Below are 18,685 nucleotides of genomic sequence, written 5' to 3'. Positions count from 1 at the left end.
TTGGTATGACTTTCCGGATCCTGCCCACACCGGAACAGATTGATCAGATTAATCAGACCCTGGGCTGTCACCGTCCTTATTGTTATACTTAATTATAATGCATGTGATAATATACATCATTAAAAAAACGGCTATTTAAGCCGTTTTAAAGATATTTCGGGATAGGTAAGTCGCCCTAACCCACGACTGAAGTCACGCGTGTGCGGGCTTAGATTTTATCAATACATTGGTATCCAGTACATATGTTTTTGGCATTGAAAACCTCCATAAAGCTATTTTATGTAGTACAGTTTCACCTTGAGTGTACACCAAAAAATCAAGAAAAAGGTTTGGAACATGTTAAATATTTAATACCAGATCTGATCAGAAAATATCTGAAATATCTGAAATTTTATGGGTATGAAATAAAAGAACAACGATGTCTTAATTCTAGTGATCAAAATCTTATCATCAGAAAGGAGCAATTGTGGCGGCACTACCATTACTGATTTCGTTTATCTTTTTCCTGATTGGCTGCAGCTATACGATCTTTGGCAGTTATGTTGTTTTGACTAATTCAAAAGTTAAAAGTTATCGACTTTTTTTCGTGTTATGCACATTTTTGAGCGTTTGGGCCTTTGGTTTTGCCCTGGCTGTTTCGGCTCCGGATCAGCAGACCTGTTTATTTTGGCGACGGGTTTCGGCATTGGGTTGGGCAACTTTCCCGGGCATCCTGCTGCATTATTTTTTAGTGTTGACTGACCGAAAAAAACTGTTAAAACAGTGGTGGATCTATTTTCTAATCTATATACCGGCGGCAGTTATGGTCTATGTTTTTGCCTTGTCCCGGAATTTAGCAATTATTCAGTATAATTTTGTGAACACTTCCTTTGGCTGGATCAATATTTCGGGAAATAATATCTGGGATCAGCTCTACAATGCCTACTACTTAGGGTCTGTCTTGATGGGTCTGATGCTATTGGCGAATTGGACAAAAAACACCCGAAATCCGCAACATATAAAACAGGGACGATTTATCTGGCTGTGTCTTTGTATTTCACTTGGCATAGGCGTTCTTTTCGAGCTGTTCAGGTGGTTGTTTTTTCCCGATTTAATCCTTCATTTGCTGCCAAACAGCATCTACATAGCGGCGCTGGGGATTTTTTATGCAATCAAAAAATACGGACTGATAAAGATGAAGCCCACCAGCATCGATGAGATGATTTTAAATACCGTTACTCGCAGGCGAATCTATGATTATCTGACGGTAGCCTTTATTGCCGGCAGTCTGTTAAATATCATTTCCCAATATGTGCTGGAAAAGCGTGGCGATCTGACGGCAATTCTGCAGTTAAGCAGCCTGCTTTTGCTTATTGGACTAGTCATTCAGATCGCACAGCGGATGGAACCCTTGAAAAAGCATCAGAATAAGATCATTCTGGTGCTTCTGGTAGTGGCCATTCCGGTGATTTCGCTGCGATTTATCAGTACCGCCAGTCTGACGATCTGGGCATTTCCCTTTATCCTGATTTTAAGCGTCCTGGTTTTTAACAATCGCATTGCTATCGTCGGGATTACGGTATCGATATTCTTAACTCAGATTCTAGTTTTTATCATTATGCCCCAGGTGATTGTGCGGATTGATAACAGTGATCATGTTGTCAGAATCGGTCTGTTTGGGATCGGCCTCTGGGTCGCCTTTTTTGTCAATGAACTCTATGTTCAGCGTTTGAAAGAAAATACCGAGCAGATTAAGATTCAGAAAATGATCGCCCAAATATCGGCAGATTTTCTTAATGTCAATAGTGGAAATTTTGATGTGATAACCAATAAATGGCTGGCCAAAAGTGGCGATATTTTTGATGTCGACAGATCTTGTCTTGGTTTTTTTAGTTCCGATAAAACCAGGCTGAGCTGCACCAACGAGTGGCACAGAGCAGGGCTTGAGTCCCCAAAAGAAAGCCATCAGGATATACTAGTGGCCGATGCCCCGGACTGGATTAATGAAATACTTACCAATAAAGTTGCTTATCATTTTGAGAATGAAGAAAATATATCGGGAGAAAAAAGTAGTGGTGATCAGGGAAAAAAATGTTGCAGTAATGTGACAATATCCATCCCCTTATCTTGCCGGGGAGATGTCCGGGGATTTTTAGCTTTTAGTCTGTACAGGGAAGAAAAAGCGATTAACGATAAGCACAAGGATTTGCTCGAAATTATCGCTAATCTTTTAGCTGATGCGATGTTAAAGCTCGAATCAGAAAAAGAGATAAATTATCTTGCTTACTATGATCAACTGACAGGAAGACCGAATCGCTTGCTGTTTGGGGAAAGCGTTAACGAACAAATCGAAATAGCAAAAAGGACAGAAAAAATGATCGGAATCATCTATCTGGATATCGATAGCTTTAGAACCGTCAATGATATCATGGGACACGAGGGCAGTAGTGAGCTGCTGGTTCAAGTCAGTCAGAAGCTGGTGCGATCGATAAAAAATACCGATACGGTTTGCCGCTTTGAGGGAGACGGATTCTTAATCATGCTAAATAATATTTCCCGTGAAAAGGAGGTTATAAAGGTAGCCAACCGGATCACCGGCTTATTTAAACATGCCTTTATGGTCAATGGTCAGGAATTTTATATCTCGGCCAATGCTGGTATTGCGCTTTATCCCAAGGATGGGGAAAATGCTGAGGAACTGATTAAAAATGCCGATATTGCCCTGTATAAGGCAAAAGACAAGGGGAAAAATAATTATATATTATGTTCATTACTGATGAAAGAAGAGGTGAATTTTAAAAATAAGCTTACCAGCAATCTCTATCACGCGTTGGAAAATAGAGAATTGCAGGTCTACTATCAACCACAGGTCTGTCTGAAAACCGGTAAAATCATTGCGGTTGAGGCCTTGCTGAGATGGCAGCATCCGGAATTGGGGATAATTCTGCCTAAGGTGATTATCCCCCTGGCTGAACAAACTGGACTAATTAATCCGATTGGCGAATGGGTCTTAAAAACAGCATGCAGTCAAAACAAGGCTTGGCAGGACAGCGGTCTGCCGCCAGTACGGATAGCCGTCAATATTTCAGCAAGCCAGTTCGGGAATCCGATGTTGATCGGCATGCTTAAAAAGTTGCTAAAAGAAACCGAGCTAAAAGCGAAGTATCTGGAATTGGAGCTGACAGAAAATATTGCGATTGATAAATCCAGCTATATCATTCGGATATTAAGTGGACTAAAAAAGCTGGGGCTGTATCTTTCCATTGATGATTTTGGTACCGAATACTCATCATTGAGCCGATTAAAGCTACTGCCCGTTGACCAGTTGAAGATTGACAAACAGTTTATTGATGGCATCGTCGGAAATGAAAAAGATCAGGCGATTGTCAATACCATCATCCAACTGGCTAAAAATCTGGGAATCGATGTGATTGCCGAAGGTGCCGAAACCGAAGAACAGGTTAATTTTCTGAAAGAAAATCGGTGCGACACAGTTCAGGGCTTCTATTATTATCATCCGATGCCGGCAGCGGAAATGGTGGCAGTTCTACGCCAAAATGGAGCGACACCCTAAATAGGTCTCAGGGTGTCGCTTTTTTACTCAGATGATTTTTAATTCAGCAATTTATCATTCAGATGATTTTCTTCCAAGGCTAGTTTGGCGGCCGGGAAGGGCTCCAGAGCCCGGCTTAAGATGCCCTGGACATAGGCAATCAGCATCCCATAATTGGTGATGTGAACCCCTTTATGTCGGGCGGTGTGAACCCGGTACTGCATCTCCCGGCGGTTGAGCATACAGCCGCCACAGTGGACAATGACCGCGTATTCCCCGATATCCTTGGGATAATGAGCGCCGGATGCCCAGTGAAACTCAATATCACAACCGGCAATCTGGCGGATCCAGCGGGGGATCTTGACCTTGCCGATATCATCGGCCTGGCGATGATGGGTACATCCCTCAACAATTAGCACCTTATCGCCAGGAGCCAGCTGTTCAATCCGTTTAATCCCTTTGACCATTTCAGCCAGATCGGTTTTCTGACGGGCAAACAGAATCGAGAAGGAGGTCAGCGGAATATCAGCCGGGGTATCGGCCGAGACCTTCAGGAAGGCCTGGGAATCGGTGATAACAAGAGCCGGCGGCTTAGCCAGATTTTCGAGGGTGTGCTTGAGTTCATGTTCCTTGGTGATCATCGCGACTGCATCTTTTTCAAGAATATCGCGGATGGTTTGCTGCTGGGGCAAAATCAGTCGCCCCTTGGGGGCAGATTTATCGATCGGGGTAACCAGCACCACCATATCGCCGGATTCGATCAGATCGCCTACTAGCGCCGGTTCGACATCCTCATAATTGGCATTGTCAATGATCATTTGCTTAACCGCCTTGATCCCGGTACCGTTGTAAACACTGGTAAAGGACAAGGGGATTTTGAGGGATTTTTTTAAAGCTTCAATTTCTTCAGGAGTGGGACAACCCTTATCAGCCTTATTCAGCACAAAAACGCTGGGGATTTTTCGATGGATCAGCTGATCGATAAATTCCTCTTCAAAATCAGTAATGCCGGTTTCAATATCGGCGACGACAATCGCAAAATGACATTTCCTGAGCACCTCGTAGGTTTTTTCAATACGCAACATCCCCAGTTCGCCGGTGTCGTCCAGACCAGCAGTGTCGATAAAGACCACCGGACCGATTGGCAAAAGCTCCATCGTTTTATAAACCGGGTCAGTGGTGGTTCCGGCCACGTCAGAAATTACCGCCACAGACTGGTCAGTCAGGGCATTGATCAGCGACGATTTTCCGGCATTTCGTTTGCCAAAAAGGCCTATCGCCATGCGGCTGGACATCGGGGTTTCATTCATACTATTGAGATTCATAATTTTTATTTCCTTTCGATCGGTACTTTTGACCAGAGATTTTGATACATAGATTTGATGCATAGATTTGATGCATGGATATGACTCAATGCTTTTTATCCATGCTTGGTGAGGTCAGCCGTTCCGGTTTTAAAACTTCTTCCAGCTGAGCCGCGGTCATCCAGTTTTTTTCTAGAATAATATCATGGATCGATTTACCGGTTTCTTTTAGGATCAGGGCAGCTTCGGTGCCCTTGTCGTAACCAATGATATGGGTCAGAGCGGTCAGCGTCACGGTACTGTTTTCGAGGTTTTCCCGACAGGTCTGCTCATTAGCGGCAATCCCATCGATGCAGCGGGTAATAAAAATCGGCAGGGTGTGATCAAGCAGATCCAATTCTTCAAATAAGTTTTTAGCAATCACCGGCAGGAAGGCATTGAGCTCTAACTGACCCGACATCGCGGCCAGGGTAATCGCGGTATCATTGGCGATAATCTGAAAGGCCACCTGATTGACGGCTTCAGGAATCACCGGATTGACCTTTCCGGGCATAATCGAAGATCCGGCCTGAACCCCGGGCAGGGTGAGTTCACCAATGCCGGTGTAGGGACCCGAGGAAAGCAGCCGCAGATCATTGGCGATTTTGGAGAGGTTGACGGCAGCGGTTTTTAACAGGCCGGAAACTTCGACAAAGACATCACAGTTCTGGGTCGGGTCCATCATGTAATCGGTCCGAGCCAGGCTGATGCCAGTCAGATCGCGGAGTTTTTCAATCATCGTAAAAATATAGGAACGCGGCGCATTTAAGCCGGTGCCCACGGCAGTACCACCGATGTTTACCTGCCTGAGTCGTTCCTCAGCCTTGTAAAGCCGCCAGCGGTCGCGGGAAATAGCCTGAGCCCAGGCGCCAAACTCCTGACCAAGGGTTACCGGCACGGCGTCCTGGAGCTGGGTTCGTCCGGCTTTAATGATCCGCGAAAATTCTTCTTCCTTTTCCTGAAGTGCCGATTGCAGGTTGGCAAAGGACTCAGTCACCGGTTTTAATAAACGTATGGCGGCAATCCGCACCGCGGTCGGAAAGACATCATTGGTAGATTGGTGGAGATTGACATGGTCCAGGGGATGGATTAGATGATAATCACCTTTTTGTCCGCCCAGGTGCTCAATCGCGCGGTTGGCAATCACTTCATTGACATTCATATTGGCCGAGGTGCCAGCGCCCCCCTGCATACAATCCACCACAAACTGGCTGCGCAGTGCCCCGGCCAGGATCTCGTCACAGGCGGCTGTGATGGCTTCGCCCTTTTCCGGATCCAGAGCGCCAATGCTGGTATTGGTAAGAGCCGCCGCTTTCTTAATCACCACCAGGGCTTCGACCAATTCTTTATGAATCGGTATACCGGTGATATAAAAATTTTCCAGAGCCCGCACCGTATGGATGCCATAATAAGCAGCAACCGGAACCTCCAGCTGACCTAATAAATCGTATTCTGTTCGCATCGTTTCCCTCATTTCGAATAGAAATAGTAATAAAAATAAAAATAAAAATCAAGTAAAAATCAAAGACAAAAAAACTCTCTCTCCGAAAAATGAACGGAAAGAGAGCGTAATAGCATCAGGACGTTTATAAAAATAAAACATAAAAAATATTAAACTAAAATATTTGAAATATTAAATTAAAATAAACTTGCCAATTTCGCACCTTTCCGGTCAGAAAAATCTTTTCGGTCAGGATAATAGCAATAATATAACGTTTTCAGGGTATTAAGGCAATCTTAGCATTGTTTGAAGAATTTGTCAAAGGCGGGTTAGGGTATTATTTTGCAAATTGGAGCGGTAGAAAACCGTTATGATGTGATTATCCAAATAAAACGGGTAAATACTCCATATAACAGAGAGGAGGATTTATAGATGAACTATCAAATCATTAAAGAATTTCCCCATCCGATGATGGAAAAAGGAAAGAGGCCGGTTATCTCCATCTATGTTGAAACCAACATCAAGAAACCGGATCGTCTGGAAAATCCCATCCGTTTTAAGAATCTCGTCAAAGAAGTACAGGCTTCTTTAAAGGACAAGGAATTCAAAAGATTCAAAGATCTGTTCCTGCTTTTTAAAGAAATGGAGGAGGATGCTTTGTTCTGGGAAGGTGCCACTGAAAGTCTGGCGATTCTGGGGGACGAAGAAGAGTGCATTGTCTATAAGCTGCCGGTGAGTGTAAAGAGCCTGGCGATTGTATCGGATAGCTATTATATAAAACCAATATTAAGGAGCTTTCAGTCCTACGGCCATTATCACGTATTGGGACTCAATCGCGATAATTTTATCCTTTATGAAGCGAGTTGCGATGGCATCCATAAAATACCGGTTGATCAACAAGATTCCACCATGGAAGGGGTTCTCGGAACCGAAAAAACCGCGCCTCATCTTTCGGTCGCCAGTATTGGCGGGGATCAGACCATGTATCATGGCCATGGGGGTGCTAAAGACGAGCGGAAGGTTGACCAGGAAAAGTTTTTCCGTCATGTCGATGCCTTTATTTTAGAACAGTATTCTCATCCATACAAGATACCGCTGATCCTGATGGGCTTAGATGAACATCAGGGTGAATTCAGAAAGCTATCAAAAAACAATTACCTGATTGATGAAGGCATAAAAATTGATGGCGAGTCTCTCGATAAAAAAAGTTTTTATGAAAAAATACAGGGCGTGATGAAGGAGCTATTTAAAAAGGAACTAAAAGTGCGGATAGACTTTTTTGCTGAAGCTCATGCCAAAGACCTGGGTTCCGATGATCTGGTTCAAATCGGCAGAGCCATTGCCGAGGGCAGAGTCGCCACCTTGTATCTGGAAGAAAACACGGTGCATCCGGGACTTTTTGATCCCAATCAAGGAACCATCATCCAGGGCGAAATTGAGAACCCCAGAGTCGGGGATGTTTATGATGACATGGCCGAGGTGGTTCTGAGCCGCGGTGGAGAGGTGCTGATTTTAGAAAAAGATGAGATGCCAACCCAAAGCGATCTTGCGGCCTTGTACCGCTACTGAGTGACCAGTTGGTTTAAAGAATAAAACGAAGGATTAACCCCTAGCATTTAAAGGGGTTAATCCTTGTTATTTTTAAGGATTCATATCGATTTTGTAGTATAATAAAATAAAATCTTGTTAGACGTTGAATTTCGAGGATTCAGAGGATTCAGCAGGGTAAAGACAAAAATACGTAAAAATGGAAGGGAATATCATGAGCAACGAATATAAAATAAAAATAGGTGCATTGGTCGACAACATTTCAGAGAGTTATAAAAAGGAGTGTTATATTGCACCCCATGATTTGGGTTTTTTACCCAATCGAAGCGTTATTATTGATACAACCAAAGCATTGCGACAGCTTATTTTCCCCAGTTATTTTGGCAGAACGAATTTTCGCAGAGAAATTCAGGATTACCATATTGGGGATCTGTTAGTCTGTATCATCGAAAGTCTGACCACGCAGTTTACCCTGGCGCTAAAACATCAGGCCAGCAAATCCGAAGATTTGAGTGAAGAACATTATCGCCTGGAAGCGGAGCGAATCTGCTACGAATTTATGAGCAAAATTCCCCAGATCCGCGAGTTTCTGGCAACCGATGTGATTGCCGCCTTTGACGGAGACCCCGCTGCCAAAAGCAAAGATGAGATTATCTTTTGCTATCCGGGGGTTTTTGCGATCAGCATTCACCGCCTGGCGCATGAACTTTACAAACTCTCGGTGCCGTTGATCCCGCGAATCATGAGTGAATATGCCCATAACATTACTGGCATCGACATTCATCCCGGTGCGACCATTGGTAAGTATTTTTTCATCGATCATGGTACTGGCGTCGTAATTGGTGAAACCGCTATTATTGGCGAGCATGTAAAAATCTATCAGGGCGTTACTTTGGGGGCTCTGTCTACCCGGGGTGGCCAGAAACTCAGAGGGGTACGACGACATCCGAGTTTACAAGACGAGGTAACCGTTTACTCAGGAGCCTCTATCTTAGGGGGCGAGACGGTTGTTGGAAAAGGGGTTGTCATTGGCAGTAATGTGTTTATTACAAAATCGGTACCAGAAGGAACAAAAGTTAGCATCAAAACACCAGAGCTTCATTTTTCGGGTCATGAAATAAAAGAGATGACCATCGAAGCCTTTGATTGGGTTATCTGATTACAGTTGTTACAGTGAGCAAAGGGATGCCTTTTTAAGGGGGTTTTTATCCCCCGGTACCTTAACCGTGTTTAAATAAGCGTTTAAAAGTTTCAAAATCCAAGTTGGATTTTGAAACTTTTTTTGAATAGTCGTTTAAGGGTCAGGCAAAGGGGTAATCAAAACATATTAGTTTGAACTGAATTTAGAAAAAATGCAAAAAAACAAGTCTCGCTGTGAAAGTGCATTACAAATTGGTTTGCGAGGAATCATTTAAAAGCTTGGGGGGAACAATGAGCACAAAGATATTGATTGTGGATGATTCAACCACGGATCGGTTGATTATCAGCACGATGTTAGCGGATTATCATACGCTAACAGCCTGTGATGGACTAGAAGCCATGGCATTGCTTGAAAAAAACCCAGATATCGATCTGGTGATTCTTGATTTAAACATGCCCAGAATGAATGGCTTTGAGGTACTAGAAGCCATGCAGAAGGACCCCGAACTTAGAAAGATCCGCACCATTATACTAACTAATTATGACGAAATTGATAATGAGGTCAAAGGGCTGGAATTAGGAGCGGTTGATTATATTAGAAAACCACTCAACATTCAATCGCTCTTGATTCGGATTAATATTCATATCAAATTAAAACGGATTCAAAAAATGATCGAGCAAGATAATCAGCGCCTCGATGCGATGGTTTTAAAGAAGACCAGAGAAGTCGCAGCCACTCGGGATATTACTATCCAGGCGCTGGTTGGACTACTAGAAGTCCGCAATGTTGAATCTTCCAGACATACCATAAGAACCCGATTGATTATGAAAATTCTTTGTGACCATTTAAGAACGAAAGATAAATACAAAGAGATCCTCAGCGAAGCCTATGTTAAGGAACTCGTTACCACCACGCCGCTGCATGATATCGGCAAGGTGGGTATTCCCGACAATATTTTATTAAAACCGGGTAGACTGACCGAGGACGAATTTACGATCATGAAAAAACATGTGATTTATGGGGTTAATGCCCTGCAAAACGAAATATACAGCGAAGAGGATGTGCCCAACTTTATCAAAACAGCGATGGAAATTGTTGGTGGGCATCACGAAAAATATAATGGAACCGGTTATCCAAACGGGTTATCGGGGGAAGCTATTCCGCTGCCAGGGCGTCTGATGGCCATTATTGATGTCTACGATGCCCTGACCAGTAAACGCATCTATAAACCGGCCTACGATTTTGACTACAGCATTGATCTGATTATGAGCGAAAGTGGCAAGCATTTTGATCCGGATATCGTGGCGGGATTTTTGGAAATCAAAGAACAGGTAGCCGAGATTTCCCGTAAATTTATGCAGGAGACCCATGAAGCGGAGGCATTGTGATGAAAAGACTGGGCAGTTTAATCATTTTATTTATCGTGATTATTAGTGTCCCTTCTTTTTGTTATGCCCGCGATGATCGCATTGACTGGACAGCAGAAGAACTGGCCTTTATGGAGGCGCATCCGGTGATCCGCCTGGGGGTTGATCCGAAGTTTGTGCCCTTTGAATTTTTTGATGACAATGGCACTTACCAGGGTATTACCTCCGACTATCTGGAAATTATCAGCGAAAAAACGGGATTAGAGATGGAAGTGATAAAAGGCTTGACCTGGAACGAAGCTTATCAAAAAGCGCTTCATGGCGAGGTCGACATGCTGCCGGCAATATCTAAAACCCCGGCGCGAGAACAGTTTTTTTTATTTTCAGAACCTTACTATTATTTTAAACGGGTTATTGTTGTTCGGGATTCCACCCCGAATATCAGCAGTATTGAAGATCTATACCGGCAGACGGTGGCGGTTCAAAAGAACAGTTCCCATCACAGTTATCTGGCCGAATACCCGCAGATTAACTTGAGCCTGTATGACTCCGTCGAAGCGGCCTTAACTGCTGTTGCCAATGGCACAGAGGTAGCTTTTATTGGGAATCTGGCGACTACCAACTATCTGATCCGTTCAACCGGACTAACCAATTTGAAATATGTCGCCTTTGAAGCCGAGCAACAGCAGGGTTTATATTTTGCAGTCCGCAATGACTGGTCGGTGCTGCGAGACATCATCAACAAAACCCTGGCAACCATTACCCCGGACGAACGGATTGCCATCAACAACAAGTGGGTTGGGATAGAGATAGAACCCGATTACGGCCCCATTTATCAGGTGGTCATGCTGGTCAGTGGGGTGGTTATGCTAGTCTGGTTGGTATCAATTTACTGGATTTTGCGACTGCGACGAGAAATCGAAAAGCGAAAAAAAATCCAAAGTGATTTAGAGCAGGCCAAGCAGGAAGCCGAGGCCGCCAATACGATCAAATCCAGTTTCTTGGCACGGATGTCCCATGAAATCAGAACCCCCCTAAATGCCATTACCGGGATGGCTTATCTGGTTAAGAAAACTCAGGTGACGCTGACCCAGAAGATGTACCTGGATCGCATTAGCCAATCGGCCAATACGATGCTCAGTATTATAAATGACATTCTTGATTTTTCAAAAATTGAAGCCGGAAAGATCGAACTCGAGCGCGCTCCGTTTAATCTGGATCTGGTGATTCAGGATGTGATTAATATTGTTTCTTATAAAATTGAAGAACAGCGGCTAGGCTTTAAATTAAGCAAGGATCCGAAAATACCAAACTGTTATTTTGGTGATGCCAAGCGGATTGAACAGATTTTGCTGAATCTGATTAACAATGCCACCAAATTTACAAATGCTGGGGAAGTCGCGGTTGATGTTCGGCTGGTGGCCAGGGAATCGAGTTTTTATCATTTGGCCTTTACGGTTAGAGACACTGGGATTGGCATGTCTGAGGAGCAGATAAAAAATCTTTTTGAACCCTTTTCCCAGGGTGACGCCAGTATTAATCGCCGTTTTGGCGGTACCGGGTTGGGGCTTTCGATCGTCAAAAGCTTGGTAGAAGTGATGAATGGCGAAATTGAGGTTTACAGCACCGCGGGCGAAGGCTCAACCTTTATCGTCAAATTATCGCTTGAGGAAGATCAGCAAAAGGAACAGGAATATCAGCAGCAGGTTTCTTCGCTGTATTTTAACGACATCAAGACACTAGTACTGGAAAAGACCGGTTCAAACATGAATATTATAGACAGCTATTTAGGTGCCTTTGGAATGCATTGCGAACTAACCACTTCTGCGGCCAGTGCCATCAACATGTTAGAATTGGAAAATGGAAAGTTTTCAGAGCCCTTTGATCTGCTGATTATGGATTATGATACCCCTGCCGGTGGCGGGTTTAAGTTTGTGGAAATGATTCAGGACAACAAGAAAATTTTAAAAAAGCCCAAGGTCATTATGCTGTTGCCGATGATGCGGGAAGACTTGTTTGACAAACTCGATAGCCAGGGGGTTGACATCGGTATTGGAAAACCGATTATTCCATCGGTTTTATATAACGGCATTCTGGAGATTTTCAGAACCAAAGCCATCGTTGCCAATCAGGAGTTTAAACAGGAAGCGATCGATGCGGATATTTTTGAAAAGAATTATGGCATCCTGGTAGTAGAAGACAACAAAACCAATCAGCTCATTGCAAAATCGTTACTGGAGCCAGCAGGATTCCGGGTTTGGCTGGGTAATGACGGACAAGAGGGGGTTGACCTGTTTAGGCTACATTGCACCGAGATAGATTTAATTCTAATGGATTTGCACATGCCAGTACTTAACGGTTATGAAGCCGCCGAGCAAATCAGGAAACTTTCGCGTGATGTCCCAATTGTCGCGATGACGGCTGATGTGATTGAGGGGGTTAAGGAAAAATGTGAATCTTATGGTATTTATCACTATATTAGTAAACCCTTCAATCCCGAACAATTTGTCGAAAACATTAGTAAAATTGTGAGTGCAGAAACAAAGAACAAGGCAAAGAACAATACAAAGAGCGAGACAAGCAGCGAAAAAGAAGCAGACAGCCAGAGGCGTGATCAAAACAGCAGAGAAGTAGGGGATAATGTGATCGTACTTGATCGCGAAGAAGGCCTAAAGTATATGGGAAATAATCAGTCGCTTTATGAAAGTGTCTTAAAAGCTTATCTCGGTGAAAATCAGGAAGTGATTGAAAATTTGGAACTAGCTATCAAAGCCAGACACTATCAGGAGGCCGCCCAAGTGATACATAAGGTTAAAAGCAGTTCTGGAAGCATTGGCGCCAAACAAGTGTTCGAAATTGCTAAAGACTTCCAGAAAGCGCTCGAAAACGGGGTTGAAGAAGAAATTGTCAATTACCAGCCTAAATTTATAGCGGCGATGAGGCAACTACTGGATACGATCAATAAGATTTAGGAAAATGATGTTAGGAGTGATTGTTAATCGTATTGGCCATTCGGATGATGTGCTCAGGTAAGGGTCGCATTGCGGGAGTGTCATCTTTTTGGGCAGATTTTTCCACCATATTTGAGACGAACTTATGAAAAAACTTCATTTTATCCGGGCGCATCTCGCCGCCAAAATTTTCAAGACAAAGGGCTTTTTCAAGCAGCGTTTCAGGAAAAGAATTTTTGAAATAGTCTTCGATTGTTTCAGGAGAACCGCAGCTGATGAAGAAGCCCAGATTTTTGTTTTGCAGTTCGTCTAAATGTGCAAGGCAGTATTTTTTTATCTTCTTGTTAATTTGTCCGATATAAATAGAGCCGCCGACCAAGACCGTATCATAGTCATTCAAGGCAGGGATTTTATCGGAATTGATATTGACTAAGCGGGTTTCGCCGTGTAAATTCTTTTTTAATTCTGCGGCGCAGTCCGCGGTAAAGCCATAGTTGCTGGCATAAAGTATCATGGTTTTCATGGGAATTTCCTTTCTTTTTAAAGAATGGTTGAGGTGACGAAACTCAAATCAAGCCATTTAGCATACAATATATTGATTTTTGAATGACCTTCCATTCGACATATTGTCTGTAAATTTGGTCAAAATCACTTTTGACACCCTAACCAAGAATTTTAGAATTAAGACTTATTGGTTCAAGGCATTTTCGATGGCTTTGAGATAGGCCTTGCTGGTCACAGTGGCACCGCTAACGGTATCGACAGTAGTATTTTGGTTTTCGATGACACGGCTAATAATCGTGCTGGTCATTTCCGGGGATTCCATGGTAACGGTTTTGACCACATCAATGCTGGCAATCTGATGATCGGCCACGCTGACGGCAACCTCATTGGTCCAACGCCCGGATTCATAAACGCCGGCATAGGTGCCGTCTTCAATTTTTTGTAGATCGACCGGGTTGACTGCCAGGTTTTCACCGGACTCCAGGCCGCTGGTCATATAAAATAATCCACCAGCCCCCACCAGTACCAATACGCCGACAATACTGAGAATAATAGTGATCGCTTTTTTCACGTGTTTTCCTCCTGCTATTTTAATTTTTGATCCATCTTTTCAAGGTTAATGAGTAGCTTCTTAAGTGTTGACCGGGTCATTGCCAGCTCCTCAGCTGAGATGCCATTAAATAATTTATCAGTGAAGATTACTGATTTCTCGAGAATTTCTCGACCAAAAGCATCAACGGCTTGGGTTAGTTTGATCCGGGTAATGCGGGCATCCTGGGGATCTTTTTCCATTACAACGAAGCCCTTTTGTTCCAGCTTGAGCGCCACCTGCTTGACATTCTGATGGGAGCTCCCCATTGCTTTAGCCACTTCCTTGATGGTCGGGTCGTGATCAAAGTTATTAGCAACCACAACGGTGAGCAGCCATTGCTTGGTTGTTAAGTTGTGCGCTTTTAGTTCTCGCTCGAGCATCGTATCCATCTGATTGGCAACGATTTGAACACTGCCAAAGATAAATTTTTGATCAGGCATTGAATCAATTTTGTCCATACTACCTCCAGGCTTCTATTAAGGTAATGCATTACCTTAATAGATAATACGTTACCTTTCATTTTCTGTCAAGACATATCTGCAAAAATGATCTGTTTCTGAAAAAAGTTAAGGTGAGCTCGATTTAAAAGGGTTTTTTAGAAAATTTGGCAGAAGTTAGTTTTAAAGTTTATGTTATCCGCGTCAGGCATTTATAGCAGTGATATTTGAGCGAGGATGGATGACTAAAATAGTGAATGTCGTTTGCAGGATGAATCGGTTTGACACTATATCTTGTATATGATAAAATACACACAACAAAATAAGAGAGTAATGGTGCTGTGCCAACAGGCGCAGTTTAAGGGGAAGCAGGTGCAAATCCGGCACGGTCCCGCCACTGTAAGGGGGAGATTCTTTTAAAAACTAACCCGAAGTCAGTTTACCTGCCATTACTAGATACACCAGACTCTACGCGTGATAGAGGGTGTTTGAGTGAGCAAATTCATTAGGCCTCTTGACACGCTGTCGAGGGGTTTCTTAATGCCCAAAAATCACAAAACCATTAGCAGGAAAGAAGGAAACAGTTAGCATGATTACAAAAATCAAAAAAAGAGACGGACGAGAAGCACCCTTTAATATTGAAAAAATTGCCAATGCCATTTTTAAGGCGGCCAGTGAAATCGGCGGACAGAATTACCATATTGCCATGGATCTGGCTGAACAAGTGACCATCTATATTGAAGAGGAAATGAAGACTAAGGCTCCAACAGTCGAAGAAATTCAAGATGCGGTTGAAAAAATCCTGATCGAAACCGGACACGCCAGAACTGCCAAGGCCTATATTCTCTACCGGGCTGAACGGACTCGAATCCGCGAAATGGATAATCGGCTGATGCGAATCTACGAAGACCTGACCTTCAAGGATGCTAAGGATAATGATGTCAAACGAGAAAATGCCAATATTGACGGGGACACCGCCATGGGCACGATGCTAAAGTACGGATCGGAGGGTGCCAAGCAATTTTACGAAATGTTTGTCTTGAATCCAGAACATTTGGCATCTCATAAAGCCGGCGAAATCCATATCCATGATCTGGACTTTTTAACCCTGACGACGACCTGCACCCAGATCGACTTAGAAAAGCTCTTTAAAAATGGTTTTTCCACCGGTCATGGACACCTGCGCGAACCCAATGATATTCAAAGTTATTCGGCGCTGGCCTGCATTGCCATCCAGTCTAACCAAAATGATCAGCATGGTGGACAGAGCATTCCCAATTTTGACTATGCCATGGTTCCCGGCGTCAAAAAAACCTATGCCCGGCTTTATCGGGAAAATCTGGCCAAGGCCTTAACGCTTTTGACGGATACCAAAAATGCTTTAGCCAAGGTCAAAGCTATTGGTCAGGACATCGAAAAGAAACAGGATTTAAGACCGGTCTTAAACCAACCGACAAGCTATTTGGCAGCAGAAGCCCGGAGCCTGGCTCAATGGGTGTCTGATGCCAATATCATCAAGCGGATACAAGGCTTTGCGATCGAAAACGCCGAAAAAGAAATCGATCGTTGTGTATACCAATCGATGGAAGCCTTTGTCCATAATCTCAACACCATGCATAGCCGAGCCGGTGCTCAAATCCCCTTTAGTTCAATTAACTATGGTATGGATATGTCGACCGAAGGACGATTAGTGATCAAAAACCTGTTGCTGGCCACCGAGGCTGGTCTGGGTAATGGTGAAACTCCGATTTTTCCGATTCATATTTTTAAGGTCAAGGAAGGGGTCAACTACAATCCCTGGGACCCCAATTATGATTTGTTCAAACTGGCCTGCCGGGTTAGTGCCAAGCGATTGTTTCCAAATTTTTCCTTTATGGATGCCCCCTTCAATTTAAAGTATTACAAAGAAGGTCAACCTGAAACCGAAATCGCCTATATGGGCTGCCGCACCCGGGTGATCGGAAATGTCCATGATCGCAATCGAGAAATCACCTATGGCCGCGGCAACTTAAGCTTTACCACCATTAATCTGCCCCGGATTGCCTTAAATAGCCAAGGTGACAAAGCACAGTTTTTTACTGAGCTGGATAAAAGAATTGATCTGGTCATTGACCAGCTACTGGAACGATTTGAAATTCAGGCCCATAAAAAGGTCAAAAATTTTCCCTTTTTAATGGGACAGGGAGTCTGGATTGACTCCGATGATCTGACCGAAGAGATGGAAATCCGTCAAGTACTCAAACACGGAACCCTCAGCATGGGCTTTATTGGACTGGCGGAATGCCTTGTTGTGTTAACCGGAAAGCATCATGGACAAGGGCAAGAAGTCCAGCAGCTGGGGCTGGAAATTGTTGGCCACATGCGAAAACGGATGGATGAAACCAGCCAGCACTATCAGATGAATTTTACCCTGCTGGGCACGCCGGCTGAAGGCACCGCAGGACGGTTTGTCAAGCTGGATAAAGCTTTTTTTGGCGAAATCCCCGGGGTAACCGACCGCGAATATTACACCAACTCCTTTCATCTCCCGGTTTACTACCCAACCAGTGCCTATCAAAAAATTAATTCAGAAGCGCCTTATCATGAACTTACCAATGCCGGTCACATTACCTATGTCGAGATGGATGGCGACCCAATGGATAATCTTGAGGCCTTTGAAAAAGTGGTTCGGGCGATGAAGGAAGCCGGGATTGGCTATGGCTCGATTAATCATCCGGTCGATCGCGATCCGGTTTGTGGCTACACTGGCATCATTGGCGATGAATGCCCCAATTGCGGGCGATCTGAGGATCAGATCCACTTTGAACGGATCCGCCGGATCACCGGTTATCTGGTGGGAACCCTGGATCGTTTCAATGATGCTAAAAAAGCCGAAGTGAGCGATCGGATTAAGCATTTTAATGCCGCGGGACAAATTGGTGGGATTGGTAGGCTTGGCAATGAAGCGGCAATGGAGCAATTGCAATGACTAAAAATGAATAGAAAAGTAAGAATCGCCGGAGTGGTCAAAGAATCGATTGTCGATGGACCAGGCATTCGCTTTGTCGTTTTTGCCCAGGGCTGCCACCATCATTGCGACGGCTGCCATAACCCGGCCACCCATGACTTTAAGAGCGGTAACCTGGTCGATGTCGAGGCCATTATCGACGAAATGAAAAAGAACCCGCTGCTTGACGGCATTACCCTAAGCGGTGGAGAACCCTTTGAGCAGGCAGAGGGCTTTTGTGAACTGGCCAGGCGATCAAAAGAGCTGGGTTATCATGTGATGACCTACACCGGCTACACCTATGAAAGCCTGCTCGAGAAAAAAGATGCCAGGCGGCTCGGTTTGCTGGAAAATACCGATCTGCTGGTCGATGGAAAGTTTGAAGTCGAAAACAAGAGCCTGATGCTGAAATTCAGAGGCTCGAAGAATCAGCGGATTATTGATGTGAACAAGTCCCGGCAGCAGAATCAAGTCATCTTGAGCGAAATTGGCGTTGGCATTTAATAAAAGAAAGCCTCTAACCGATTGTCCAAAGGGCACTGACATTGACGCGATTAATGATCAAGGCGATTAATTAGGGATATGAGTATCACAAAAAGCGCAGAACATATGAAGTTCTGTGTTTTTTTTTTAGCAATGGCCGGCAATATCCGATTGGTGAAGGTGCCTGTCAGTGCGGCCGAGCCAGGTCGTATCAGATAGTGGGTACGAATCCCATCGGGTAAGGTAGACCAAACCACCCGTAGTTAGCATTGGAGCTTATTGGGTAACCAATGAGTTTAAGCGTAGGTAAATTGGAAGACTTAGCGAAACGATTTATACTTATCGGATAGTTAGCCAATA

13 protein-coding genes and 1 riboswitch are annotated in these 18,685 nt (G+C 44.0%); of the genes, 8 read left to right on the top strand and 5 right to left on the bottom strand.

Annotated elements, in window-relative coordinates; genetic code table 11:
* Positions 1-5 precede the first annotated feature (5 nt).
* Entirely contained in the window at positions 6-92 is an 87-nt protein-coding gene (locus QZ998_RS16920) for a helix-turn-helix domain-containing protein (protein WP_366512425.1), read from the top strand.
* 374 nt (positions 93-466) lie between these two features.
* A complete protein-coding gene (locus QZ998_RS09715; protein WP_296560099.1) occupies positions 467-3,553 on the top strand; it encodes a GGDEF and EAL domain-containing protein in 3,087 nt (1,028 codons plus the stop codon).
* A gap of 38 nt (positions 3,554-3,591) precedes the next feature.
* Here the strand turns inward: QZ998_RS09715 and hydF are convergent, their stop codons facing one another.
* The gene (gene hydF, locus QZ998_RS09710) at positions 3,592-4,857 is read right to left on the bottom strand and encodes a [FeFe] hydrogenase H-cluster maturation GTPase HydF (protein WP_296560097.1); all 1,266 of its coding nucleotides are present in this window, start codon (positions 4,855-4,857) and stop codon (positions 3,592-3,594) included.
* 85 nt (positions 4,858-4,942) lie between these two features.
* The gene (locus tag QZ998_RS09705) at positions 4,943-6,337 is read right to left on the bottom strand and encodes an aspartate ammonia-lyase (RefSeq protein WP_296560096.1); all 1,395 of its coding nucleotides are present in this window, start codon (positions 6,335-6,337) and stop codon (positions 4,943-4,945) included.
* Positions 6,338-6,748: 411 nt separating this feature from the next.
* Between QZ998_RS09705 and QZ998_RS09700 the strand changes: the two genes are divergently transcribed.
* The 4 genes from QZ998_RS09700 to QZ998_RS09685 all read left to right on the top strand — a co-directional run bounded on the left by QZ998_RS09700 (position 6,749) and on the right by QZ998_RS09685 (position 13,344).
* Positions 6,749-7,885, top strand: a complete 1,137-nt coding sequence (locus QZ998_RS09700; RefSeq protein ID WP_296560095.1) for a hypothetical protein — start codon at positions 6,749-6,751, stop codon at positions 7,883-7,885.
* Positions 7,886-8,078: 193 nt separating this feature from the next.
* A complete protein-coding gene (locus tag QZ998_RS09695) occupies positions 8,079-9,023 on the top strand; it encodes a serine acetyltransferase (protein WP_296560094.1) in 945 nt (314 codons plus the stop codon).
* A 272-nt stretch (positions 9,024-9,295) separates the two neighbouring features.
* A complete protein-coding gene (locus QZ998_RS09690; RefSeq protein WP_296560093.1) occupies positions 9,296-10,393 on the top strand; it encodes an HD domain-containing phosphohydrolase in 1,098 nt (365 codons plus the stop codon).
* Complete coding sequence (locus QZ998_RS09685; RefSeq protein WP_296560091.1) at positions 10,393-13,344, top strand: transporter substrate-binding domain-containing protein; 2,952 nt, start codon at positions 10,393-10,395, stop codon at positions 13,342-13,344. Before QZ998_RS09690 ends, QZ998_RS09685 begins: the two co-directional genes overlap by 1 nt.
* 10 nt (positions 13,345-13,354) lie before the next feature.
* Here the strand turns inward: QZ998_RS09685 and QZ998_RS09680 are convergent, their stop codons facing one another.
* The 3 genes from QZ998_RS09680 to QZ998_RS09670 all read right to left on the bottom strand — a co-directional run bounded on the left by QZ998_RS09680 (position 13,355) and on the right by QZ998_RS09670 (position 14,877).
* The gene (locus QZ998_RS09680) at positions 13,355-13,846 is read right to left on the bottom strand and encodes a flavodoxin domain-containing protein (RefSeq protein WP_296560090.1); all 492 of its coding nucleotides are present in this window, start codon (positions 13,844-13,846) and stop codon (positions 13,355-13,357) included.
* Positions 13,847-14,011: 165 nt separating this feature from the next.
* Complete coding sequence (locus tag QZ998_RS09675; protein WP_296560089.1) at positions 14,012-14,398, bottom strand: FMN-binding protein; 387 nt, start codon at positions 14,396-14,398, stop codon at positions 14,012-14,014.
* Positions 14,399-14,412: 14 nt separating this feature from the next.
* Positions 14,413-14,877: a MarR family transcriptional regulator gene (locus tag QZ998_RS09670; protein ID WP_296560088.1), complete on the bottom strand. Its 465-nt coding sequence runs from the start codon at positions 14,875-14,877 to the stop codon at positions 14,413-14,415.
* A gap of 296 nt (positions 14,878-15,173) precedes the next feature.
* Positions 15,174-15,322: riboswitch (cobalamin riboswitch) on the top strand.
* 123 nt (positions 15,323-15,445) lie between these two features.
* Here QZ998_RS09670 and QZ998_RS09665 point away from each other — a divergent pair.
* Both QZ998_RS09665 and nrdG read left to right on the top strand, forming a co-directional pair.
* Entirely contained in the window at positions 15,446-17,824 is a 2,379-nt protein-coding gene (locus tag QZ998_RS09665; protein ID WP_296560086.1) for an anaerobic ribonucleoside triphosphate reductase, read from the top strand.
* Positions 17,825-17,830: 6 nt separating this feature from the next.
* Positions 17,831-18,346, top strand: coding sequence for an anaerobic ribonucleoside-triphosphate reductase activating protein (nrdG, locus tag QZ998_RS09660; RefSeq protein WP_296560084.1), 516 nt, complete (start codon positions 17,831-17,833; stop codon positions 18,344-18,346).
* Positions 18,347-18,685 lie beyond the last annotated feature (339 nt).

Source organism: uncultured Acetobacterium sp. (assembly GCF_927416815.1).
Classification (GTDB): domain Bacteria; phylum Bacillota; class Clostridia; order Eubacteriales; family Eubacteriaceae; genus Acetobacterium.
This window is presented reverse-complemented; position numbering and strand designations above follow the sequence as displayed.